Raw genomic sequence first — 23,768 nt, 5'->3', positions numbered from 1 at the left:
AACTAAAAATATAACTCCAATAAATAGGGTCAATTCCAATGTATATATTGACCCTAAGCCATTAATAATATTTACTTGTTTCCGCCTGTAACTTTTTCCAAAAAACCTTCTACTTCCTGTTCTACTGAAGTCGCATTTTGTGAATTTTCGGGACGCTTCATTTTGTCAATATCAGCATCTCCCTGAACTTCATTAAGCCCTCTCCTTGTTTTTTCTTGCGTTTCTTTAAGTCCTATCGGTGGAGCTTTAGCTGCTTCATCAGTTTTGCGTTGGGTTTCCAATAGCTGCGTTGTTGCTTCTGTGGGTTCACTTTGATAACTACTGATAGCTAAAGCAGGAGAAGCACTAAATAAAAAGATGAAGGCACAGGCAAAAGCCATGAATATAAATCTGGATGCTAACTGCAATCTAGATATAGCAAAATCAAGAATCTTCATTATGATATTTTCGCGCTTTATATTTCTACTTGTAGAGTAGTTTAAATAACTATTTATTTCATCAATCTTCAGATATAATTTGCCTTGATCATAAATTAGATAAATTCACTCTTTAGATATATACAATAGTGTTTGTGATGTTTCGATTATTTTCATATTCAAGGCATTGTTTTTGATACTCTTGACAATATTACAGTCTTGCTATACAGCCATAGCTAACCCCATAAAGATTCCTTTTACCCTATCTTTGAGTATTTCTTTGCTCACTTTATCTTGTTGATCGCACGCACTACTAAAGCTAGAATAATATAAGCTATAAGACATATTTCCTGAGATAGATTGCTGCTTAAAAACCTCTAATCAATTTTCTGATATAGCCTTTCCCCTTAGTAAAGGGAGGGTGCGCTACAGCACGGGTGGGGTGTATTTCATGAGCTTGGGAATTGCTATAATTCTTCTATCCGCTTTACTCCTACACCGCGTCTAAATTTTCTGTTAAAACTGTAAAAGTTCAAATTTCTAACCTGTGATATATTTCACAGAAATTTATGCTGCCAAGTGATAATTACACTTCCACAAACAACTACAAAAAAACAATAAGAATAATTACTGTTGCCATAATAGTATCCTCTCTAACTGCTTGTACCAGTAATCCAAATCCACCACAATTAAAAACCAACAGCGAAGCCGTGGGAGTTTCCATTCCTGAAAATCAAGCAAATATCAAATCTCAACCAACGGCTAAAATCAAAACCCTGAATTTTACCGTTCCTGCTAAATTCCAAGGAAAGACAGTTTATAAAGTCGAACCCAAAAATAACGAAAAAGTTATTGCTTTAACTATTGATGATGGTCCTTGGCCAAAAACCACAGTAGAAATGTTAGATATCCTTAAACAAAATGATGTAAAAGCCACATTCTTTTGGGTAGGAAGTTCCTTACAAGCCAATAAAGAAATAGCTAAACGAGTTGTAGCTGAAGGTCACGCTATTGGTAATCATACGTGGAATCATTTATATAAACGTATGGATGCAGCCACAGCCAAACGTGAAATTGAAAGAACAAATGAATTAATCTATAAAACAACAGGTGTAAAAACATCTATTTTCCGTCCCCCCGGAGGCTATTTAAACAACGGATTAGCCGCTTATGCTAAAAATCAAAAAAATTCCGTTGTCATGTGGTCAGTAACTTCAGCAGATACTGATCCTCGTGCAAAATATCAAGTATTCGTTAAAAATGTTCTTAGAGATGCTAAACCCGGCGCAATTGTTTTAATGCACGATGGTGGAGGAAATCGAGAAAGAACTGTCAAAGCCTTACCAGAAATCATCAATGGACTGAAACAACAAGGATATAGATTTGTCACTATTCCCGAATTATTAGAAATAGAAAAATAGCTAATAACCCAAGTTGCTAATCATCTAGTTGAGGTTGGTCTTATATCATAGTGTTTCCTAATCACATGAGGTACATCATAGTCCCCTCATCGCTTGCAGGGAGAGGGTTGGGGATCACAAGGGTAGGTATTTTACATTGTCGTGAGGCTTAACGGGTGACAAGGGAGAAAAGCCGTACAAAAATATGTATATTTAGTAACAAAAATACTCCGTTAAAAGACTATTTTGAGTATAAAATCTTCCTGGTCTACTTTCCCTCCTTGTCTTCCCAGTCCTGCCTTCACAGATCATATTAAAAACCTGCCCTTGTGAGAGGGGTTGGGGTTTTTGTACATCACTCCATCGAGAACTGCTATAACTTACGTTAACGTGAGTTCGGTGTTAGGAGTTAGGAGTTTCTCCTTTGGAGACGCTACGCGAACGGAGTTATGATTTTTAAGGGCGAGAGAATAAGGGTTTGAGACTCCTACTTGTGGCGAGTTTTCCACAAATTATCTTATGTCGAACTCACGTTACGTTAATACAGAAAATCATGCCCAAAAATAAACTCAACAAAATACAAAATATTATTGCCGCTGTCGTCATCATTCTCTTGATTATCTCTGGAATAATCACATTACCTAAAATACCAGAAATCTCACTCACTAATCTCAATGCAATTCCTGTAACTCCCTCACCCTGTCAACTGAATGACCAATTACAGCCACCAGCTAACAGCGCAAATATAACTTTTAATATCCCAGATAAATCTCAAGCTCAAATCTATCGTCGAGTCAAACCAAAGAACAATGAAAAAGTTATTGCTTTAACTATTGATGATGGTCCCTGGCCAACAACAACTTTAGCAATGTTAGATATCTTTAAACAAAATGATGTCAAAGCTACATTTTTTTGGGTAGGAGCTTCTTTAAAAAATAATCGGGAAATTGCCAAACAACTTGTAGCGGCAGGACACGCTATTGGTAATCATACATGGCATCATTCGACTAAACCCATGAACCCGGTAACAGCCAAAAACGAAATTGAATGCACTGCTCAACTTATTTACACTACTACAGGAGTAAAAACATCCTTATTTCGTCCTGCTGGTGGTAGGTTAAATAACGGATTATCCGCTTACGCCAAAACTCAAAACTATGCCATTTTTAAGTGGTCAGTAAATTCAGGTGATACTAATTCATCAAACCCACAATTTATTGTTAATAATGTTCTCAAAGGTGCGAAACCAGGTGCTGTTGTGTTATTGCATGATGGTCGGGGCGATCGCACTCAAACGGTAAAAGCCTTGCCAGAAATCATCCACGGACTCAAACAGCAAGGCTACCGATTTGTCACACTTCCCAAATTGCTGGAAATGCAACGATCAAGTTCAATCAACATTCAGCACTTTTGACAGCAGCATCAGCTTGAGCCTCATTCCAAAGTTTGTTTAAGAAGAATTCAGTGCGATCGCTCATTGTTGTCACAAACACACCCACAGCATCATCTTCACCATCTGATAACCAAGAACCCCGCAAAGTGACTTCCAGATATTCAGCATCACAGGTAGACAACACGATGATTTCACCATCATTTCGTTGCACCTCCATCTTCAGCCTTTCTACTCCCGGTAAATCAACAGGAAGCAAAAAGGAAGCCGTGCTAGGTTCAAAATGTAGAGGTTGACCAATACGTAGTGCCAAAATTACTCTTTGCGCCACCCATTCTTCTAGTGACAGAGTAAGACACTCTAAATTAAAGCTCCCTTCAGTGTAAGTTAATTTCAGCATTCCTTATGCTCTCCTGTTATTCCAGGTTTGCTTGTAGATCTATCCAGAACTGTTCCGCAAAATAAACAGCTGGGTGGACTGGTGCTTTTGGCTTGGTACGCAATTGCATTCCAACTTCAGCGATCGCTTTATCGCCTTTACGAGAATTACATCTTTCACAGGCTGTGACTACGTTACTCCAAGAATGAGAACCGCCTTTAGAACGCGGAATCACATGATCTAATGTCAGACGTTTGTTAGTACCGCAATATTGACAACTGTGATGATCTCGTCGCAGTACTTCCCGCCGATTTACTGGGGGAACTCTCCACATCCTCTCAGCCGCAGCGATTTTCAACCGGATGTGCTTTGGTACAGATAACACTAAGCTAGGTGAGTGAACTAACCATCCCCCTTCTGAGGAAAAGTCTAGTGGTTCAGCTTTATTCGTTACTAACAACACAATCGCTCGTTTAATATTGACCCGACACAGTGGTAAATAATTTTGAGAAAACACCACTACGGATTGCTCTAAAACTTGTATGGCGCTCGTCACAGCCCGACTCCTTATTAAAAAACCCCCGCTTCTGATTTGGTGGAAGCGGGGGTTAGAAATTGACCTGATACTTTTCTGGTCTTATTACGGTACAGCATTTATTCGCTTGTACCTCCCGCTTCTGGTATCTATTTGTGGTTTACTAATCAGCCCATTAAAACTGATATATCTAAAATCATCATTACCCTCTGTGTTTTGCCTTTGATGCTGGCTACCATCGGCCATAAATAGATACTCCACTCCCACAGCAGCAAATTCCCAATTGGCTTGGCAATTGGCGGGATATGAAGAGGTAGAGATGGGGTAAAAGGATTTCACAGAAAATTTCACCTATTGAACATTTCTTTAAACATACTACACTTGTATTACTATCCTGTCTATACCCATAAGGAGAAAAAATCATGCATACCATCGCACGCACCCCAACCACTGACATGGAAGTTACCAGCATCCGCTTGGAGCGCGAACTTAAAGATAAACTCAAGGAGATAGCTGGCAATCAAGGATATCAAGCCCTCATCCGAGATATCCTCTGGAATTATGTCCAGCAAAAATCAGGTGAATGGAAACCCAGATTTTCCCGTGCTGATATTCGAGCTAGTATACCGGCTACAGCCCAACAAGAAGAACGCTGTGTACTCACAGGCACATTAATTCAAGCTCAACAGCCTATGTTATTGGCGCTAACTAAGAATGGCGATATGGTTCCTCTAAGTGTCGAGAGTCTGGCTGAGTAACGAGTGGTGAGGGAAACTTTCTACTGTTTAATGATTTCTGCCAGCCTGCGCCAGTCTTAATATTTCAGTCAATGCAACCTGGTTTTCCTAAGAGTAACTAGGTTGCACTCCGTTAAATTGGGTTTTGATTTATTTTTTTGGATCGGGCGACAGGTACAGATAACCTTTACATACCAAAATTTCTCTTATTTATTCAAAAATGTTCTCAGTACCCTGCCCATTGCTATAAATCAACTCGGTAAACCCAGAATACCCAAAATTGTATTTCGTGGACTGTTACCGACTTATCCAGTATTAACTCGGATACCAACTATGATATTTCTTGTGTAATTATAGAGAAATTACGGTTTATGTAAAGTTACAGACACGATATCCTAGTCATGAGGCTATAAACTAATTCAACCTCAAAATGCTGATATATTAAGTGGCTCTTAGAATATGGGCAAAAAATTGATGCCTAATTACTACTAAAGGTAGAGAAGACTTGCCTTTTAGCCTCGTAGCAGTTTTTCAGTTACAAAAATTCACTGCTTTGTCCGCTAATACCTAGATTGATATGGCTGTTAAAAAACAGTAACTGAAATATAAATAATTAAGATTTAACGGAAAATCTTCATAAATGACTCAGGATTCATCAGATTGTTAGCATTTTTGTATCGGATGATCATCCACTAGTGTACCAGTAATGAAAAAGCGTTTATTGTCATTCCCACAATACGTAAATGATGTAGAAAAACTACAAAAATACCCCACCCATCTGATGCAGCAACAGGACAAAACAGGCCATGCTTTGGTGCAGGATATTAATCATATCATTGCCAATAGTGCAAATCCATCCTTGATGCTGCAAGAAATTGCTCACTTACTGGGATTAGCATTTAAAGTAGATTGCTGCTGTCTATTAGCCGTCACAGGTGATGAATCGGCTGAAATATCTACAGCTAATTGGTGTAGTGAAGAATATCTGGAATTATCACACTCCAGCGAAATATTATCAATGGAACAGTTGATGATGAGTTCACCAGTTGTACAATGTGCATCTGAACCATTGACTATTGATGATATTTCCATAATTCAAAAAAATCTAGTAATTGGGTGTCAATCTTTATCAGTCCCGATTAAATCGGTTTTAGCAATTCCCACGCGATTTAATGGGCAACAGAACGGTGTAATTAGCCTGATAAAATTCCAACCTTATGATTGGAATGAATCAGAAAAACAATTACTAAAGGTAGTAGCGTTATCTTGTGCGATCGCTTTAGCTCAAATATCACAAATACATCTGCTATCGACTCAAAAACAGTATCTGCAAAAGACTAGCCAGCATCAAAGTTTAATTAAGCAATTAACTATACTAAGTCTTAGTAACTTGGAGTTGAATCAAATGCTCCAGTTGGTGATTTCATCGACTGCTGAATCTTTAGAAGCAGATCGAGGTTTATTGATTTTATTGAAATACGCAGACCCAATGTTTAGGAATCGTCCAAAAAAGCAAATTCCTAAAGCCAAAGCTACTATAGTTGGGGAATGGAGTAAGACTAACAGCGTTTCTGCCACTGCTTTAGAAAAATTAGAGCAGTCTTTTTGGTTATCAGATTGTAGTTTATGTCAGCGTGTATTTGTAGAATCGGGGAAACCGATTATGATTGATAATTTTACAGAACTAAAAGATGATTGGCAACCAAATCCATTATTTGCTACTGAGGAGTTTCCTACCACACTGTTAATGCCATTGGAAAATCAAGGCAAAGTTTTAGGTTTTGTGGTTTTACAGCAAGAAACTGCTCGCAATTGGCAACCTGCGGAATTGAACCTGGTGGAAATGGTCTGCGCTCAATTGAGTAATGCCATAATTCAGTCACAGACACTACGACAAGTCCAAAATTTAGTAGATGAACGAACAGAGCAACTGAAGCGGAGTTTGGAAGTACAGGCAAAATTGTATGAAAAAACAAAGCAATATGTTGAGCAGTTACAACAATTAAATGAACTCAAAGATGAATTTGTCAGCAATATTAGCGATCGCTTGCGTTATCCCCTGACAAATATGCGAATGTCCATTCGTAACCTACGCTTGCCAGGAATTTCAGCAGATCGTCAATCTCGATATCTAGATATTCTAGAATCCGAATGTACTAAAGAAATTAACTTGATTAATGACCTACTGACCCTCCAAAAACTTGAATCTCATCAAGAAGCACCACAATTTGAAACTATAGATTTAAATACTAAGATTAATGAGTTTGTCGCTGGTGTTGAAAAGCAACTGACGGAGAAGGAATTAACTATCACCGTGGATTTACCCAAGGAGCCATTAACGCTCCAAACTGAAATTGAGAGTTTTGAGCGCATTTTGCAAGAACTTTTTACTAATGTCAGTAAATACTCGGAACGTGATACTGTTGTCCATTTACAAGCCAGTCACAAAGTCGAACAAGAAATTGATCAAGTTATTATTAAAGTGACTAATACAGGGCGTGGCATCTCACAAGAAGAAGCAGCCTATATTTTTGACAAGTTCCGTCGTGGTAAAGGACGTTGGACACCAGGTACAGGCTTGGGATTAGCGTTAGTCAAATCTCTAGTGCAGCATTTGCAGGGTGCGATCGCTATTGAAAGTACTCCAATTACAGACTCCCCTCTCAGCGAAATTTGTTTTACCCTCACTCTCCCTCAGTTTTCCTCACCAACTCAACCATATTCCCAACAATAATTACAAAAAAATACAACGGGATTTTGACCAAGCTATAAAAGTGATACTTAAGCCAGCTACTTTTTACTCAATTTTTCTATTTTCTCGATAACTGCTAATTTCATTAGGGATTTAACTAATAAATATAGACAAAAACTACATACACAAAAAATAGCAATCGCCCAATTATTATACTTAGCGATCATCAAAATTAATCCTGTCAACATACTAAATCCTGTTAAGCAAGCATAAATTAAGGTTTTGACTGCTAGATAAATTCGTCTTAATATGCGATCGCTTTCAACATTTTTAACTCTTAACTGTAACTCTCCTCTTTCAACTCTTTCTTCTAATTTTTTAACTAAAACTTCAGTTTTATTCGGTTTTGTCAATTGATATTGAATAAAATCCCTTGCTTGTCTGCTTAATTGGGCGATAGAATTTCCTTTACTTTTTGTAGTTGCCAGGCTTTTAACAAATGATTGGGCTGATGCTGTAGGATTATATTTAGGATCTAAAGTCCTAGCAATACCATCTAATGTGGTTAAAGCTTTTAAAATAAATGTCATTTGAGCAGGTAGGCGAAATGGTTGCTGTTCAAACATTTCATAAAGTTCACTTTTTAACTCGCCTAATGCCCTAATATCCAAGGGTTTATCGGTGAACTTATCTAATAAAAATGTGATTAATCTTCTCACTGGGGTCATATCTGGGATAGGTTCAAGTAATCCCATACTCATTAGAGTATTTACCACTTCATCACTATCCTTTTTTAACACCGCAAAAAAGGTTTTAATCATCTGATCTTTATCCAAAGTTCTGATTTCTGCCATCATGCCAAAATCATAGAATATGATACTACCATCTGGATTGACTGCCATATTCCCTGGATGAGGATCAACTTGGAAAAATCCATCTTGTAATAACTGTTTTAAATAACAACAAATACCCGTTTCATTTACCTTATTAATATTAATTCCACAAGCTTCTAAAGCGGCTTTATCATTTATTTTAATTCCTGGTCTATATTCTAAAGTTAATATCTTAGTTGTGGTATATTGCCAATATACTTTAGGCACAACAATACGCGGATATTCATAAAAATTCTCCCTAAATCTATCAGAATTTTTGCCCTCTTGAATATAATCAATTTCTTGAAATAACAAATTAAAAAACTCATCATAAATCGCTTCTAAATTATATTTTTTAACCTGAACAAAATATTTATTGCAAAACTTGATTAACTGTAATAATATCTTAAAATCTAACTTAAATAAAGTCTCTAAACCCGGACGTTGTACTTTGATAACAACTTCTTCGCTAGTGTATAATTTAGCTCTATGAACTTGACCTAAACTAGCAGCAGCCAAAGGATTCAATTCAAATTCTTGATAGATAAATTGTAAAGGTTTACCTAATTCTAACTCAATCATAGCGATCGCTTCTTGACTACTAAAAGCCGGAACTTGATCCTGTAAAGTTCCTAAAGCTTCCACATACTCTAAAGGTAATAAATCAGCACGAGTTGATAAAGTTTGACCGATTTTAATAAAGGTAGGCCCTAAATTAATTAAAGTATTAACCAACCAAGTAGCCCGGTTTTTTTTATGTTCTAAAGAATCTTGAGGAAAAATACTATCCCACCAAAGAAATAACATAAATTTCCCCGCAGCCATAAAAATGTCGATTTTTCGAGATAAAGCCGAATATCTAGTTTTTTGCCAACGAAATTTTTGAGCTTTTGCTATCATAAATATCAACAAAAATAGTAAGCATTCAAGGGGTGTAAATAAACCGAAAAACAACCCCAAAAAATAAATTCATAAAAATTAAGCCGCTTTCAGCAAGTCAGAATCATCAGAGCAAGTAAGCTATTGTCCATTTAATTTGTATAAATCTGGCGGGCAAGATGCCCACCCCACAGGATTTAAGCATTTTAGGATTATCCAATCTAGATGCGTAACAGCTTAGTAGCTACTGGAAGTAAAGAAAGAATGGTTGTACCACCACAAGCAGCAACAGCCTCAATCATAAACTCCAAAACTTGAGGTTTTTGAGATTTAATGGTTATAAGCACAGTTAGTATCTGCTTAACTAAAACACTACCAGCCTCGGTTTGAGAGCCGAAACTGGTACATTACCAGATGTTTGCGCTTTGAATATGAGTCTCTCCTCAATCTTCGGGAGGTATCTGCTCTAAGTGATTGACGCGCTTATGTTCCATGTCGCTTAATTTATCAGATTTTGAGGGTAATTTTTGGCTCTTTCTTTTCTACCCCCTTGAATGCTTATACTGATTAATGGCAATATCCATTATTTAACACTGCTTCACCAAATACTGACAATTCAACGTTATGGCGATTAGTCAACGTGCGAATGAATAAGCATTGTGTAAATCTATAGTTTAGAAAAAGTTAGCTTTTAGGCAAAAAAGAAATCTACTAAACTTCTTCCACCTATCTAAATTATCTATACATTTAAAGTACCCCCAGGGGAATTCGAATCCCCGTTACCTCCGTGAAAGGGAGGTGTCCTAGGCCTCTAGACGATGGGGGCATTGGACTCAGACTTTTTATAAAGTAACGGATTTTTCAGAGATTGTCAACAAATTTGGCAAAAAAATTTTGAACAGCATCTAAATCAGTAGGAAATTAGAAAAATATCATGGCGTAAGCCATACTTCTGATAGCACAGGGCGGCGTTAGCCATACTCCTGTATTCTGGTTAAACACAGCCTATTTGGTCGCCAACTAGCTAAACAAGATGTACCATAAAAGACTAAGCACAAAAGAATCTCTTAATTTCTTAACGATGGGTGTGCTGTTGTACCCTGTAAAGTGAGTATTTATGATTCTTTACAAAGGATTTTGAAATCAATCTCTCAAAATCTACAACATGGAAGCATCTTTTGAAATTACCTTACAGATGGTGTTTACAGTCCTTGCTGGCATTAGCGCCCAAGTAATGGCTGCATACCTCAAGCTACCTAGCATCGTCTTATTACTTCTGTTAGGCATCCTATTAGGCGCTGATGGTATTGGATTATTACATCCCCACATACTAGGAACTGGAGTAGAAGTCATCGTCTCTCTAGCAACGGCAATTATTTTATTTGAGGGTGGACTCAAATTAGATTTGCGGGAGTTGAGCAGAGTTTCAGTCAGTTTGCAATTACTAGTCACCCTGGGAACGCTAATAACTCTCCTGGGTGGGAGTATGGCAGCTCACTGGCTGGGAGAATTTCCTTGGAATATAGCTTTTCTCTATGCTTCCATAGTCGTTGTTACAGGGCCAACAGTTGTTGGGCCCCTACTCAAACAAATCAACGTAGATAGACAAGTAGCAACGCTGTTGGAAGGTGAAGGGGTTTTAATCGATCCAGTGGGTGCTATTCTTGCCTACGTTGTCCTGGATACAATTTTAAATGGTGATGCTGACCCTATTAACGCCATTATTGGTTTACTAATGCGTTTGGGTGTGGGCGCTGCCATTGGGGGCGTTGGCGGCTACTTGATGAGTTGGATTTTTAAACGCGCTAATTTTCTCTCGTTTGAACTGAAAAACTTAGTAGTCCTAGCAGTTCTGTGGGGTTTATTTACTCTAGCGCAGACTATTCGGAGTGAGTCAGGAATTATGACTACTGTCGTTGCTGGTGCAGTATTTGCCAACTCATCAGTTCCTGAAGAACGGCTGTTAAAAAGCTTTAAAAATCAGCTGACAATTCTCAGCGTCTCTGTACTGTTTATCCTTCTAGCCGCTGACCTATCTATTGCCAGTGTATTGGCTTTGGGTTGGGGTAGTTTATTTACTGTTTTGGTATTAATGTTCGTTGTTCGCCCCATTAACGTTCTGTTATGTACTTGGAATAGTAATCTTAATTGGCGACAGAAACTGTTTTTAAGTTGGGTTGCCCCTAGAGGAATCGTTTCTGCCTCTGTGGCTTCTTTATTTGCTATTTCCCTGACCCAGCGAGGTGTTAATGGTGGTGATGCGATTAAAGCTTTGGTGTTCTTGACAATTATGATGACGGTTTTTTGTCAAGGGTTAACAGCAGGCTGGTTGGTTAAGTGGTTACGAATCACTTCTAAAGATGCAACTGGGGCGCTGATAGTTGGTTGTAATCCCTTGAGTTTGTTAATTGCCCGATTTTTTCAAGAACGGGGAGAAAGCGTGATCATGATTGATACTGACTCCCAATATTTTGCTCAAGCTGAAGCTCAAAATTTGCGGGTAATTGCTAGTAGTGCGCTTGATGCAACAGTTTTAGAAGAAGCGGGAATTGCTTCTATGGGAACTTTTTTGGCGATGACTAATAATGGGGAGGTGAATTTTGTTTTAGCACAACGGGCTGCTGAGGAATTTAGTCCACCTCGTGTTTTAGCAGTTTTTCCCCGTGATCCTCAAAGTTCTAATTCAAATAGTAAGGTTGATCAGGCTTTTATATCCGATTTACCGATTAAAACTTGGCAAGAGTATTTGAACGATGGCAGGGTGAAATTGGGGACTACGACTTTAAATGAGGAGGAATTTGCTAGTCAGCAGGAGCATATACAAGAAAAGATTCGTAATGGGCTGTTGGTGCCATTGTTAATAGAACGAGAAGGTCGTCTACAGGTGATGTCCGCAAATCAGGATTGGGAAATTGGCGATCGCATTATCTACTTGTTACACGATTCTCGACCGAACCTGTTAAAACGCTTATCTGGTGCGAGTCAGTCTACACCCCTGTCCTTGGAAAAGTTAGCGGAGGTAGAAGAATTACCCACCGCTAAATTGTCTCAACTTTCTGCTAGTGAGGCATCTGCTAATGAACTATCTAGTAATTGAAGTCCGCTGTTCTCCTGAGACATTTCCCACTCTTGCCATAACAAGGCAGACAAATGTACTAAAGCCAAAATGATAGTTGTAGCTCCAATCACGTAGCTGTGCAGGCTATAAAGATGTTGCACTGTTAGAGTGTTAATCGCCCCTCCACCAACTAAAATGTCTCGTAGTTGTCCACCAATGACAGGAATTGCTTCTATTGTGCCTAGCTCAATTTGAAATCGCCAGTATCCTAATTGATCCCAACCAATCAGCATGGCTGTCCAGTTTAAACCAATGGCACTTAATGTTAATAAAATGCCACTGATCCAAGCAGTCAGCCAACTCTGACGAAATTGCCGACCTAAAAACATGACGACGAGATTAATGAGTGCGATCGCAATAACAGCGTTACCAGCAATTTCATGAGTTGTATAAAATAACCAGCCATAGGGTACTTGCGTCTTAATCATCTGCAATGAATGATAAGCACCACCTGCTGTAGGTTCGTAGTAAAAAGACAGTAAAACTCCCGTTGAGGTGTAAATGAGGCTCAGAGTCAAAATTACGACAGATAAAATTGTCGCCAGTCGCCGCAAAAACCGCTCAAATAAGGTAATTTGCATGGACAAACCTCTATTCTAATTAATTGTGTATTTATATAACAATTATAATCAATTTTTTAATACAACTTTAAATTATAACTAATTTAGGCAAAAAAGTAAAAACTTAAGATTAATTGAACCGTCCTGTTTTGAATGCCAATATAAGAAGTTATTATTTGGTTAGAGGAACCCATCTCTGAAGATGGCAATATAATCGAAAAAGATAAAATAGCTAGTAAAGCACGGCAGAAATGGTTCAGTAGTTAGCAAGAGACAAAAAGTAGATTTGATCAGTGTTACAGTCTTCTATCTCCTGCCTTCTGCCTTCTTAGACTAGTCAAATGCAACTGAGCCGAGTGAACGATAACAGCTATGTCTTACGTCTCCATACTGAAAAATATACCAGAAATATTAAGTCAACCAACTGGGATAGCAGCTATAGCCTCTCTTGGCATCCACGGTGCTATCGCTTTGATTGTTCCCTTAATGCCTGTTGATTCCAAATCTGCAAAAACTGATTCATCTCAAGCGCAAGCGGTCGGATTAATGGAATTGAGTCCATCTGACCAAAGTCGGTTGCCACAAACTATCGATCCATCCCAAGTTGCATTACAAACACCGCAATTGCCGCTACAACAGCAACTGCCTCCGACAAACTTGAGCAGTCAATCAACAATAATGCCACCCTTGGAGCCACCTTTATCTAGCCAGCAAGTACTGCCACCCATCCCCCAATCATCTGCCAACTATAATCTTTCTTACTTGCCTAGAAGGCAACCCGTCCAGAGATTTGCTAGAAACGATTTTCGGACGCAAATTTCTAATTTTCGAGTTCCTAAAAGTACATTTTCTCCCTCAGTTTCCCCTTTTGTTGATGACCTAGATGCCAAAATTAAAGAAACCCAAGCACTGAATATCAATAGGTTGCCACAAGTTCAGGCAGATAATAAATTTGCAGAACCGCTAAATAACCCATCTCCTGACCCGATTGATATTGGCTCTAGAACAACAGGATCGGGAACTGCTCAACCACAAGAAATCCAGTTGGGTGATAATGGAGTTCAAATTGCGGCAAATTCTCCATCTGACTTGGCTCCTGAACAATCTTTTTCAGGTAAAGGTGAATTAGCATCAGCACCAAGAGGGTTAATGCCATCCCCAGAAACTACAACGAGGCAACAACCAGAACGGACTAATTTCAATCGGTCTGATTCACAAGCCCTGAAAAGAGAAGAGTTATTGGCTAACCTCAACTCTTACAATGCCCTCAGAAAAACAATTCAGCAAGAATATCCCAACGTTAAAGAACAAGCAGTCATTCGTGAAACTATCTCGACAGATCAACGAGGTATGGAAGGTACTGTTGTGGGTCGCTTGGTGATAGATCCTGATGGCAAGGTTTTAGATATCAAGTTTCAAGATCGGTCAGTAGCTCCTCAACTACAATCGAAAACTAGGGAATTTTTTAGCGCTAATCCACCTAAAGTTTTCAAGCAGACTAGTTCTTATCCATTCCAATTACGGTTTCAGAAAAATAACGATAGCAATAATACTCAGGAAACGACTGTAAAAATCCAGCCTTTACAGAATCAAGATTCTCAAACAGTATCTCAACCAGAAGACAGAAAAAATCAGTCGAATGCTCAATCTGTGGTGATTCCCAACCCTTCTCCAATATCCGTTGGGGAAAATCAGCCTCCAGTCTCTACGCAATCTACTCAAAAGCTAATCCAAAATTTACGTCAAATTAAGGAAGAAAGACAAGAAAAGTCAAATAAAAAACAATAAAATTATTGTGGTCAGGCTGCCGCTATCAACGCGAGTAGCCTTTGCATTACTTAAATTCCGCTGTTATTAGGACTGAACACTCAGCCCTACTCGCTTTTCCAGCCTTTTTCAGCTTTTTGGAAAACATAAGCTGCTGCTTCTATAATTTCTTGATTGCTCAACTTGTTCTTGAAGGTGGGCATAGCACCTTTTCCGTTTTGTATTTGGTGGATAATTGCCTGGATAGGTTCAGTGTCATAATTTTCCAGGTATTTTGCTAATGCTTCCTTTTCTAAAGTTTTATGTTCGACCAGAATGTTAGTGCCTCCAATATGGCAAGAAGCACAGTTAGCGTTAAATATTTTTCTACCGTTAAATGTTTCTGTTGCTAAGGCTGGATAAATAATTATTGAGTTAAAAAGAGTGATGCTTGCGGCGAGCGAAGCGATCGCTAACAATAAAATTAGTAAACGTATTTTCAAGAAACTTTCCTCGCACCAGTATTCTGCCACTGCACAACTGTTGCTAGTAAATATATCCAGGGCTAATAGCAGCCTCAAATATTTAGTTACATCTCCAGTTATTAGCTATTACGTATAATATAATACGAAATTCCCTTGGTTAAAAATTTGATAAAAATTAGCGGTAACTAGCTTAATCCCTCTCTAATTACCTGGGGATACAACTCGTTACCGCTTCTTATCAAGAGTTTCTGCCACTTAATAAGCGAAAAAAAATTATCTGGTGTTCAGGCAGAAAGTTTTTTAGCCTTCAACAATGATTTTACCAGCCATACCAGCACCACGGTGAGGAGTGCAATAGAAATTGTATTCACCGGCAGGTGCATCTGCGGCAAAAGTTGTTGTTACTTTCTGTCCAGGATTCAACAGCAATTTATTGTGAGATAGAGATGCAGCTAAAGCTTTATCTTGAGCAGGGTTTTTGGCAGGATCAAAAACAACATTATGGGGAGCAAGTTTGTTGTTAACCCATTCAATTGTGTCCCCTGCTTTAATTGTCAACTTACTGGGTTGAAATTGTAACAATCCTTTATCACTACCCAATTTGACCTGAAATGTTTCAGCGGATGCTGTGGGAGCAAAAACAGTAAAGCTGCTCACAACTAAAAGAACGGTCAATACAGCTAGAGTTAAGCGTCTCCAACTTGCTGCAATTAATTTCATGGCTCTCTCCTGAGATATAGTTTTATTTTCCTGTTCCCATTTTAAATACAATCAACACCAAATATGACAATCTGTCATAGATGATTTTTTTTTTAAACCAAAAGACAAAGTTCCCAGTCCTGCTTCCAGAGAACAAATTCAAGCAAAAACCGAAATCATCTGTAACTAATGATCAAGGTTGTGCTTAAATGCACTCAAGTAACACGACTGGGAACTGAGATTTTTTATACTCAGGGCAATATTATTGCCCTACTTCATTTGTTACAGAGGCTAGTCAGGAAAAATTTAGTAATAAATTTTACCGCCACCCCATTTTGTACCAACGACTTTTGGTTGGATGAGAATGTGACCTGCGATCGCTTTTAAGTCATCATCTGTCAGGTTTCTCATTTCTGTAAAGATATCAGCGCTCTTAATACTGGGATGTATTTCAGAAATCTCTTCTTCACCGTCGTAGGTTGTAGGATTGTTCATGTAGTCTACTAACCCTGCAATGTTGTCACGTTTTGGTGTAGCCCCTGCCAAAGCTTGTGGTTCTAGTCCCACGTTTTGGTTAGTCTTAGTTACGCCCCCAGCATGACATTGAGCGCAAGTATCATTAAATAAGCGTTTACCTTTTTCCAGTTCTTTGACGCTGATGACAACAGTATCACCTTGTTCATTCAATGGCACTGTGCGGGTAGCTTTATCCACTTCCACCGCTGTTGCACTACCAACAAGCATCTGAAAAGTTAGCAAAACAGTAATTACAACAACACCAATTAGTCTTCTAAACATATTTCCCCTCTCAGTTTTTAATGCTCAACACAACTAAGACACGAATAGTTCCAAAAGCATAGATATTTATCTGATGCTAAAAGTTTGCCGGGTATAAAGCCGACGGGGAGAACTAGAACACCCCTAATCCCTGGGCTAAAAGCTGTCGGGATTACTTTACGTAAAATGTTCTCGCTATCATTAACATCAGCATGAATCAGTTTACCATTAGCTGCTCTATGCTGTTGCTGAACTGAGTTTCTCCATAAGTAAGAATAGGGTCAAGAGCGGTTATGAGAATGGGGAAATTTGATTTTTTGATACAAATCTTTATAAATAAATTTACAAATTGCAAAGTTAACCTTTTCCCCCTGTAAAAGTTACGCCTTGAATAAAGTAGCGGTTGAAAAAGGCGTAAATTCCCAAAGCTGGTAGGGTGAATATCATTGAAGCTGCCATGATGTAATTCCAATAGCTGATGTATTGACCTTTAAAGCTATTTAACCCTAGGGGTAGGGTAAACATTTCTGGGTCAAATAAAATCACTAGAGGCAGTATAAAATTATTCCAACTGCCCATAAATACAAAAACAGCCTGTGCTGCTAGTGCTGGTTTTGCTAGAGGTAAAACAACATCTCGGAAAATTTCCCAGGTGTTAAAACCATCTAATTGGGCTGCTTCTTCTAATTCTTGGGGAAAATTGACGAAAAACTGCCGCATCATAAAGATAAAGGTGGCGTTTACCATGCTGGGTACAATCATCCCTTGGTAAGAATTGAGCCAACCTAACGCTTTTAAAATCAAAAATGTGGGAATTAGGGTAATTTGTGCGGGTACTGCGAGTACAGCTAGAATCAGGAAGAACCAAAAACGTTTACCGACAAAGCGCAGTCTAGCTAAGGCATAACCAGCCATTGAATTGAGAATTAAGTTTAAAAGCGTGACGCTGAGTGCGATCGCTATACTATTGAATAACCAGCGGAAAAATAGCGGTTCTTGGAAAAAGATTTGCTTGTAGTTATCAAAAGTAAAATTTTTGGGGATGAAATTTGGCTCACCACTGATGATTTCTGACAGCGGTTTAAATGATGCAGAAAGCGCCCAGAGGAAAGGAATCAGGGTAATTAGGGCATAAATTGACAAAAAGAGGTATAAAAGGGGTTTAAGACAGAGAAAGCGAGAGATATGAGTCAAATCCTGTCACCTCCGAAGACTTTCCGCTGAATTAGAGTGATAGTAATGATGACTGCTGCGAGTAAAAATGCCACAGCCGCTGCATATCCTAATTGTAAATTTCTAAATACGGCTTGATAAATTAGCAATACCACTGTCAAAGTTGCATTATTAGGGCCACCAGTCCCACCAGAGAAAATATAAGATTGGTCAAATAGTTGAAAAGTGCCAATTATCCCCACTGTCACCACAAAAAACGTCACAGGTTGCAGCCAGGGAAGAGTAATGAAAAGAAATCTTTCCCACCAATTTGCACCATCTAATTCTGCCGCTTCATAAAGTGTTTGGGGGATATCTTGTAAAGCTGCTAAATAAATCACCATATAAAAAGGTGCAGTTGACCAAATATTCATCATCATGATGCCTTTGAGTGCAACTGCTGGATCTCCTAACCAGTTATACTTAGGTAATCCGATCAAAGCGAGAAAATCATTTAGTAATCCATCGGTGTTATAAATCCACATAAAGATGAGTGTTAACACCGCAGAAGATGTGACTGTGGGTAAAAAATAAAGAATACGCCACCAGCTTTTACCACGAATACCAGAATTTAAAGTTACAGCTAAAATTAAAGCTAAAATAGTTTGACTGGGAACAACAATAGCAACATATTCTGCGGTGTTTTTTAAAGCAATCCAAACCTGTTCATCTTCTAACAAACGGATGAAATTGCGAAAGCCAATAAATTTATAATCAATACCGCCTAAAAGTTGAACTTTGTGGAGAGAAAGAAATACAGCGTAGAGAATTGGTAAAACTACAAAAGTCCCTAAAACGAGAATTGTGGGCATCATAAAAATATACCCTGTTAGGTTTTCTGTAATTTTCCAGCGTTGGTTTCTGCGTTGTCTATTGATGGGAAACACAACTAAACCTCGACAATCTTCTATAATGTTAAGACTTTGGTTATAGTTTGAAACATCAGAGTGTTCCTGATATTTTCCTAATAAAAATTATCGTAAATCTTCTACCCAACACAAATAATTAAACAGCTTATCGTTAGACAGTGCATTATAAAATCGTTCATCAGCCGTTACCATTTGACAATCGTTATTCACCGCTAAAGCTAGATATACACAATAATAAACAATACACAATCATAAACAGCCTGCTGAACTCTTACGGCAATTTCCAAGGACATTGGCATTAAAGAAGAAGATAAGCAAATTTGCAAAGGTAATCCTAAAAGTAATTATAAATCATTTTGAGCATCATCTAAAGTCATTTCTCTTCGACGTACACGCTTCCATAAAATATTTCCAATTTCTGGAAAAAAGAAATCAGGAACTAATAATTGATAATTTGGTTTATTTAAACGTAATGCTGCTTGTGAATGGATTTCCGGTAACACCCATTTAATTCCGAAATTTGCATCTACCACAAATTTACTCAACGGTTTCTATCCTCTCCTAAAAGTTCAACACTGTCACTGAAAGTTTTACCTAAATGATGTTGACGTGCAGCATCTATTTTCGCCCACGCTTGTGATTGAGCAGATTCTTCATTGACTAATTCAGCCTCTACAAAATTTTCTAAAATTGCCTTGACTTCATCTTCTAAACTGCGGTTATGGCTTTGAGCTAAAACCTGTAATTTTGGCTCTTCATTACCTATTATGCCAAATTATTAGCAGTAGGCATAAAATACTATTAAAAAACATATTAAAAACTGACTAAAAGTCTTACAGGTATTGACATATGAACAATATATATTGTTAAGTATAAATACAATTAACCGTATTTTTAGATAAAGTTAGAGTTATGACTGGCAAAAGAGATATTAAAATTCTCACAGAGCTTCTTGATTTAGATGATGTAAAAGTCATATCACATCGTCTTCATAGTGGGATTGGAATGATTTTACAAACCGAATCAAAAAAGTCATATGGTACTTGCCCCAACTGTGGCACAAAAAGCCATAAATTACATCAAAACCATCACCACATTATTAAAGACTTACCTTTTGGAGAAAAGCCAGTATTTTTAGAAATTAATAGACGACAGTTCAAATGTGCTGTATGTAAAAAACCGTTTAGCGAAGACCTAGATTTTGTCAGAAAAAAAAGGACTTTTACAAAGCGACTGGCACATAAGACAATACAAGAAGTTTTAGAGAATGATATTCATAGTGTAGCGTCAAAAGGTATAGTGACAACGGAAGAAATAGAACGGATGCTAAAAGATGCATCCGAAACATTACCCAATTTAAAACCTCTGAACTTAAAAAGACTTGGACTTGATGAAATAGCTCTGATTAAAGGCAAAGGTAATTACTGTGCAGTCTTAATAGATTTAGATACATCTCAACTAATTACTATATTAAATGGACGTACGCAAGAAATAATCAAGAAAACTCTTATGGAATGGGGATTTGAGGTTTTAGAACAAATAGAAGAAGTCAGTATAGATTTGTGGCAAGGCTATAAAAATTTAGTCATAGAATTAATGCCAAATGCCCAGGTAGTAGCAGATAGATTTCATGTAATGGCACAGATAAATAAAGAACTAGATACACAAAGAAAAAAAGAAAAACGCAGCGTAGAAGAGTTAATTAAAAAAGCAAATTCAGCAGAAGAAAAATCTAAATATGAACAAATATTATCAGGTCTGAAAAATAGTAAATATCCCTTACTTAAGAATGAAGAGAATTTAAATGAGGAGCAATTACACAAACTTATTCAAATTCAAAATGTATCCCCTGTATTGAAAGTAATGCATGAACTGAAAGAGAAAATTAGAACGATTTTTAATAATACTCGTGATTGGTATACGGGAGTCTTTAAACTGGGTATGTGGCTATCAAAAGCTAAAAAATATTTCCCAAATAGTAACAATACTATTATTCGTTGGTTTGATGAAATTATTGCTTACTTTGATAACCGAACAACTAGTGGTACTGTAGAAGGAATTAATAACAAACTTAAGCTGATCAAACGTTCTAGTTATGGGTTTAGAAACTTTGACAATTTCCGAGTTAGATGTTTACTTAATTGGCATCTATATTATTAGTTTAGCATAGCAACTACTGAAGAGCCGTAATTTTTCTAATACGTAAGGATTAATATTTCCTAGTATAACCTGAGTTGTCATATTACCTCACTATGGGTATTTTTGTAGATTGGGTTAAACACAGTGAAACTTTATTATAAGCCTTGGCAAATAAAAGCAGACCAGTATCGGGGATGAGAAAAGGGGAAGTTTGATTCAAAAGTTTTAATTTTTCGTTTGATAAGTCTATTAATTTTTGTATAAGCAATATATTGATTCTCCCATTGTGAATCTTTATCCAAATTCCGAGAATATTGTTTTTGAAGTTCTTTTTCTTTTACTTCTGTTTGATTTAATATATTTTCTAAATCTGCTTTGCTCAGTTCCCTTAGTTTAATTTGCGCTTGTTTTAGTGCTTTAGGTCTATTTTTAACTACTTGTCTCTGTTCATAATAAAAAATTGAAAACAACGCCGTAGCTAAATCATCAACTATCCATAAGGAACTAACAACATTTATAGCACCAGCACATAAAAAGCCTGTGGAAAGAGTAAGAATATCATCAGTTAAAGTGGGTGTACCTAAATTGGTTTCGCAGCAAGAGAGAAACACCTCTATAAGTTGAGGTAAACGCCAGCCTGGTGACATCAATTGTCCTAAAGTAATATTACCATCAGCTAATATTAATTCTGATTCTAAGGGATTATCAAGACGAGATTGAGCATGGTGACAAGAGTGGAGAAATTGAACTTGTTCAGCTAATTGACGATAATTTTCACGAGTTGCTTGACGACTACCAATTAATCTTTTTTCTGCTGGAATATTATACATTTTAGCGATTTGTTCACCTTCCCATCTCGCACAGTGTAGATCATCTGTTGCGTCTTCTATAGTTCCATATTGTAGAAAATTGACATCTAATGTTTCTAACTCTTGGCGTTTTTGGTTTTGGTGACAAAAATCTAAAATTTGACAACTGGGAGTATAACGAATTAGGAATTTATCTACTAAATATTCCTGATATTGTCCTGTAGGTAAAGCTGCAAAGGGAATTTGATGTAATAACAGATGAGGAACAATAATTAATTCGTCTATTCCTTGAAGATGTTGGTTAATTAGTTCTGATAATTGCAACCGTTCAGAAAGTTCACGCAAAATAGTTTCAAGTTGAATTTCCCATTTTTCAAAATCATTTGTATAAGTTAATAACCAATCTTGATAAATCCATTGTTGGAATTTTTCTAAACTTTGTCCTGTGCAGGTGTGAAGGATTATTTTATTTTTTCTGACTATAAAAATATGGGTATCAGTGTTTGTAGTGTAGAAGCTGATAATTGCTGTATTTGGATGCTCAATTAGCTGCTGAATTTCTGAGAGACTGAGAGGAGTAACTTGAATTTCTCCAGCTAAAATGGGATCTTCTCGTCTGATTTTTTCCCAAAGTTGTTGTTTTTTACTTTCTAAAGATGCTATTTTTTCATTGTATACTTCCCAAGCTGCGCGTGTTTCACTGCGGTTATTTTCTGATTGATACCTTTGGCATTCTAGATAAATCTTGTCTTCTAATTCTTTATATTTCTGCAATAAACCTCGAACTTTTTGCGGAATATCCTCTTTCAGATTGTATATTTTTCCTGCCATTAAGTCTACCAGACGTTGAGAACGGGAGCGTTCAGAGTATTCAAAGGCTTTATCTATTTGTCCAGCATTGATACAGGCTTGTACAATGTTTTGATAAATATAGATGTAATCTTTTAAGATTAATTGACGATGATCTTCCGAATTTGACCAAGTTCTAATTTTTTCAACCGCTTCAATAGCATTACTATAACCCTCAATAGCAGTTTCCCAGAGTTCATGTTTAAAAGCTAACTTTCCAAGGTTACAACCAACAATATGTAAGCTTTTGATGTTATTATTATTTTTAAAGATATTTAGAGCTAGTCTATAACAGTCTATTGCGGAATCAATTTTTTCTAGTGTTTCGTAAGCAATGGCTAAGTTATTTTGAACCTGAGCATATTCAAAAGGAAAAACATCAGAATCATACACTTCTAAAGCTTGGTTATAAGCTATCAATGCCAAATTCAAATTTTCTTCTTTATCTTCTTTCTTTATTTGGCTTCTTTCACTATATATAGTCCCCAAATTCATTTGACATTTTGCCCATTCATTAAGATATCGGTTTTGTTTCAATATATCTAAAATATCATTATTATAAGCTGCAATTGCTAATTCTAAATAGATATCTTTCTCACTTAGATCATGTGAAATTTCTTCAGTTATGATTTCAGAATATGCTTTTCCTAGAGTAGCTTTTGCTAAAGCCCAATTTTTACCAAATTCTTTTGTTTTAAAGACTTCTAAGGCAAAATTACAATACGTGATAGCTTTATCTATGTTTTTTTTCTTATCAGAAGTACAAACATTATGAAATTTATCCATATAAAGATTTGATAAATTTAAATTATTTATACCCCAATCTTCTGTATCACGCTTAAAAACAAGTTCAATAATTTCGCAACAAACAATCGCAATTTCTAAATTATTAGTCTGATTTCCATTTTTTAACTCTCTAATAATTTCGCTAAATTTAGCAAGATTTAAAGCTTCTTTATGAGCAATATTTGGTTCTAGCTTTAATAATTTTTCCGTAGCCCAATTTCTGAGTATATCTGAAAAATTGTGATCTAGTTTGTCTAAATTATCTTCTAGAATTTTTATTTGTAGATCAGATTTATTTTCTCTAATCGTCCATAACATCTTACGCAAAAAATCTAGATAATCTCTGCGTTTTAATTCACATTTTTTTTGTTTATTACCAAATCCATTAGCCATATTTATTCCAGCATCACTAAATTATA

Annotated in this window: 22 protein-coding genes and 1 tRNA gene; 7 read left to right on the top strand and 16 right to left on the bottom strand. The window is 37.0% G+C overall.

Annotation, left to right across the window (positions count from 1 at the left end):
• Nucleotides 1-71 precede the first annotated feature (71 nt).
• Together AC012T_RS11575 and AC012T_RS11570 are read right to left on the bottom strand one after the other, a co-directional pair.
• Nucleotides 72-437, bottom strand: a complete 366-nt coding sequence (locus AC012T_RS11575) for a hypothetical protein (RefSeq protein ID WP_487065849.1) — start codon at nt 435-437, stop codon at nt 72-74.
• Between the two features lie 201 nt (nt 438-638).
• On the bottom strand, nt 639-761 hold the full coding sequence (locus tag AC012T_RS11570; RefSeq protein ID WP_487065847.1) for a hypothetical protein: 123 nt from the start codon (nt 759-761) through the stop codon (nt 639-641).
• A 224-nt stretch (nt 762-985) separates the two neighbouring features.
• Between AC012T_RS11570 and AC012T_RS11565 the strand changes: the two genes are divergently transcribed.
• Complete coding sequence (locus AC012T_RS11565) at nt 986-1,837, top strand: polysaccharide deacetylase family protein (RefSeq protein WP_487065845.1); 852 nt, start codon at nt 986-988, stop codon at nt 1,835-1,837.
• Between the two features lie 532 nt (nt 1,838-2,369).
• Nucleotides 2,370-3,230, top strand: a complete 861-nt coding sequence (locus AC012T_RS11560) for a polysaccharide deacetylase family protein (RefSeq protein WP_487065843.1) — start codon at nt 2,370-2,372, stop codon at nt 3,228-3,230.
• Here the strand turns inward: AC012T_RS11560 and AC012T_RS11555 are convergent.
• From AC012T_RS11555 to AC012T_RS11545, 3 genes are all read right to left on the bottom strand, one after another.
• Complete coding sequence (locus AC012T_RS11555; protein ID WP_487065841.1) at nt 3,211-3,606, bottom strand: alr0857 family protein; 396 nt, start codon at nt 3,604-3,606, stop codon at nt 3,211-3,213. The two genes, AC012T_RS11560 and AC012T_RS11555, sit on opposite strands and share 20 nt — an antisense overlap.
• Nucleotides 3,607-3,622: 16 nt before the next feature.
• On the bottom strand, nt 3,623-4,141 hold the full coding sequence (locus AC012T_RS11550) for an HNH endonuclease (protein ID WP_487065839.1): 519 nt from the start codon (nt 4,139-4,141) through the stop codon (nt 3,623-3,625).
• 84 nt (nt 4,142-4,225) lie between these two features.
• Nucleotides 4,226-4,459 (bottom strand): hypothetical protein, encoded by a 234-nt coding sequence (locus AC012T_RS11545; RefSeq protein ID WP_487065837.1) that lies wholly within the window; start codon nt 4,457-4,459, stop codon nt 4,226-4,228.
• Between the two features lie 83 nt (nt 4,460-4,542).
• Here AC012T_RS11545 and AC012T_RS11540 point away from each other — a divergent pair, with 83 nt between their 5' ends.
• Together AC012T_RS11540 and AC012T_RS11535 are read left to right on the top strand one after the other, a co-directional pair.
• Nucleotides 4,543-4,878 (top strand): ribbon-helix-helix domain-containing protein, encoded by a 336-nt coding sequence (locus AC012T_RS11540; RefSeq protein ID WP_438892100.1) that lies wholly within the window; start codon nt 4,543-4,545, stop codon nt 4,876-4,878.
• Between the two features lie 685 nt (nt 4,879-5,563).
• The gene (locus AC012T_RS11535) at nt 5,564-7,591 is read left to right on the top strand and encodes a GAF domain-containing sensor histidine kinase (protein WP_487065835.1); all 2,028 of its coding nucleotides are present in this window, start codon (nt 5,564-5,566) and stop codon (nt 7,589-7,591) included.
• 56 nt (nt 7,592-7,647) lie between these two features.
• Here AC012T_RS11535 and AC012T_RS11530 read toward each other — a convergent pair whose 3' ends face one another.
• From AC012T_RS11530 to AC012T_RS11520, 3 genes are all read right to left on the bottom strand, one after another.
• Complete coding sequence (locus tag AC012T_RS11530) at nt 7,648-9,321, bottom strand: ABC1 kinase family protein (RefSeq protein ID WP_487065833.1); 1,674 nt, start codon at nt 9,319-9,321, stop codon at nt 7,648-7,650.
• Nucleotides 9,322-9,521: 200 nt separating this feature from the next.
• A complete protein-coding gene (locus AC012T_RS11525) occupies nt 9,522-9,647 on the bottom strand; it encodes a hypothetical protein (RefSeq protein ID WP_487065831.1) in 126 nt (41 codons plus the stop codon).
• A gap of 406 nt (nt 9,648-10,053) precedes the next feature.
• Nucleotides 10,054-10,126 (bottom strand) — tRNA-Glu (locus tag AC012T_RS11520).
• A 339-nt stretch (nt 10,127-10,465) separates the two neighbouring features.
• Between AC012T_RS11520 and AC012T_RS11515 the strand changes: the two genes are divergently transcribed.
• The gene (locus AC012T_RS11515; RefSeq protein ID WP_487065829.1) at nt 10,466-12,397 is read left to right on the top strand and encodes a cation:proton antiporter; all 1,932 of its coding nucleotides are present in this window, start codon (nt 10,466-10,468) and stop codon (nt 12,395-12,397) included.
• Here AC012T_RS11515 and AC012T_RS11510 read toward each other — a convergent pair.
• Nucleotides 12,349-12,999 carry a cytochrome b N-terminal domain-containing protein gene (locus tag AC012T_RS11510; RefSeq protein ID WP_487065827.1) on the bottom strand — a complete coding sequence of 217 codons (651 nt, stop codon included), beginning with the start codon at nt 12,997-12,999 and terminating at the stop codon, nt 12,349-12,351. The two genes, AC012T_RS11515 and AC012T_RS11510, sit on opposite strands and share 49 nt — an antisense overlap.
• Before the next feature lie 351 nt (nt 13,000-13,350).
• Between AC012T_RS11510 and AC012T_RS11505 the strand changes: the two genes are divergently transcribed.
• On the top strand, nt 13,351-14,766 hold the full coding sequence (locus tag AC012T_RS11505) for an energy transducer TonB family protein (protein WP_487065825.1): 1,416 nt from the start codon (nt 13,351-13,353) through the stop codon (nt 14,764-14,766).
• Between the two features lie 86 nt (nt 14,767-14,852).
• On the opposite strand, the gene petJ is transcribed toward AC012T_RS11505, so the two are convergent.
• The 6 genes from petJ to AC012T_RS11475 all read right to left on the bottom strand — a co-directional run bounded on the left by petJ (nt 14,853) and on the right by AC012T_RS11475 (nt 19,311).
• Complete coding sequence (petJ, locus tag AC012T_RS11500; protein WP_487065823.1) at nt 14,853-15,227, bottom strand: cytochrome c6 PetJ; 375 nt, start codon at nt 15,225-15,227, stop codon at nt 14,853-14,855.
• 282 nt (nt 15,228-15,509) lie between these two features.
• Nucleotides 15,510-15,929: a plastocyanin gene (gene petE, locus AC012T_RS11495; RefSeq protein ID WP_487065821.1), complete on the bottom strand. Its 420-nt coding sequence runs from the start codon at nt 15,927-15,929 to the stop codon at nt 15,510-15,512.
• A gap of 285 nt (nt 15,930-16,214) precedes the next feature.
• Nucleotides 16,215-16,706 carry a photosystem II cytochrome c-550 gene (psbV, locus tag AC012T_RS11490; RefSeq protein WP_487065819.1) on the bottom strand — a complete coding sequence of 164 codons (492 nt, stop codon included), beginning with the start codon at nt 16,704-16,706 and terminating at the stop codon, nt 16,215-16,217.
• 336 nt (nt 16,707-17,042) lie between these two features.
• Nucleotides 17,043-17,879, bottom strand: a complete 837-nt coding sequence (locus AC012T_RS11485; RefSeq protein WP_487065817.1) for a carbohydrate ABC transporter permease — start codon at nt 17,877-17,879, stop codon at nt 17,043-17,045.
• Nucleotides 17,876-18,784, bottom strand: coding sequence for a carbohydrate ABC transporter permease (locus AC012T_RS11480; protein WP_487065815.1), 909 nt, complete (start codon nt 18,782-18,784; stop codon nt 17,876-17,878). The genes AC012T_RS11485 and AC012T_RS11480 overlap by 4 nt, the downstream gene beginning before the upstream one ends.
• Nucleotides 18,785-19,110: 326 nt before the next feature.
• Nucleotides 19,111-19,311 (bottom strand): type II toxin-antitoxin system VapC family toxin, encoded by a 201-nt coding sequence (locus AC012T_RS11475; RefSeq protein WP_487065813.1) that lies wholly within the window; start codon nt 19,309-19,311, stop codon nt 19,111-19,113.
• A gap of 367 nt (nt 19,312-19,678) precedes the next feature.
• Here AC012T_RS11475 and AC012T_RS11470 point away from each other — a divergent pair, with 367 nt between their 5' ends.
• Nucleotides 19,679-20,926: an ISL3 family transposase gene (locus AC012T_RS11470; RefSeq protein WP_487065811.1), complete on the top strand. Its 1,248-nt coding sequence runs from the start codon at nt 19,679-19,681 to the stop codon at nt 20,924-20,926.
• A gap of 134 nt (nt 20,927-21,060) precedes the next feature.
• On the opposite strand, the gene AC012T_RS11465 is transcribed toward AC012T_RS11470, so the two are convergent.
• Nucleotides 21,061-23,742, bottom strand: a complete 2,682-nt coding sequence (locus tag AC012T_RS11465; protein ID WP_487065809.1) for a CHAT domain-containing protein — start codon at nt 23,740-23,742, stop codon at nt 21,061-21,063.
• Nucleotides 23,743-23,768: the final 26 nt, after the last annotated feature.

This window comes from Anabaena sp. EIM26, assembly GCF_057568715.1.
Note: the sequence above shows the minus strand (reverse complement) of the source record. Positions and strands in the feature narration are given on the sequence as shown.